General features: G+C 40.9%; 1 protein-coding gene. It reads right to left on the reverse strand.

All coding sequences use genetic code 11. The features are described 5' to 3' along the window. A partial coding sequence (locus tag M3090_RS15425) for an IS982 family transposase (protein WP_249057747.1) occupies positions 1–830 on the reverse strand: 830 nt, incomplete at its 3' end. Positions 831–832: the final 2 nt, after the last annotated feature.

The following is an 832-nucleotide window of genomic DNA, read 5'->3' on the forward strand; positions in this document are numbered from 1 at the left end:
GGTCTCTTATTTTTATAGTTAATATATTGCAGGATTGTAAGTGCGCTAATCTTCCCGAGAATCCGGGCAAACAATCCGTCTGTATCTTTCGCATAATTTCTTATAATCATAAACTGGTCACACAATTGCGAGAATAGAGTTTCAATTCTTTTTCTCGCTTTGGCAAAAGCTGGAAATGTCGGCTTCCATTCTTTCTGGTTAGTTCTGTATGGTACTTCCAGTCTGATATTGGCCGTTTCAAACAAATCCAGTTGTACCTGAGCACTTATATATCCTCTGTCCCCTATGACGGTACAATTACTATAGTCCACCTTCACATCCTTCAGGTAATGAATGTCATGCACACTTGCCTTGGTGAGGTCAAAGGAATGGATAACTCCACTTAATCCACAGAGCGCGTGGAGTTTATATCCGTAATAATACACTCCTTGTGACGCACAGTATCCGATTGACGGTGTTTTCTCAAAGTTCTTCTTCCCCATACCGCAACGCTTGGAACGGGAAAAACGACAGACCTCTATTGGTTTTGAGTCAATACAGAAATAGTCTTCACCTCCATCCATCTCCTTCACAATCCTCTCCCTGACCGCATTGCACAGAGATGAGGTTATCTTACGTCTGTCATTGTATTGTCTGCGTGAGATAAGATTGGGAATTTCTTTTCTATATTCCTGCAATTTAGCAAACAGCAAGGATTCACTGTCAATTCCTATTGCTTCTGAAGTCATATTCAACGCGATTACTTCAAGATCGGAAAATCGTGGAACGACACCTCTTCTGGGAATATTACCTGATTCATTTACCAAATTACCTGACACTTGCTTGCATATGT

This window comes from Bacteroides sp. ET71, from assembly GCF_023336905.1.
Taxonomy (GTDB): Bacteria; Bacteroidota; Bacteroidia; order Bacteroidales; family Bacteroidaceae; genus Bacteroides.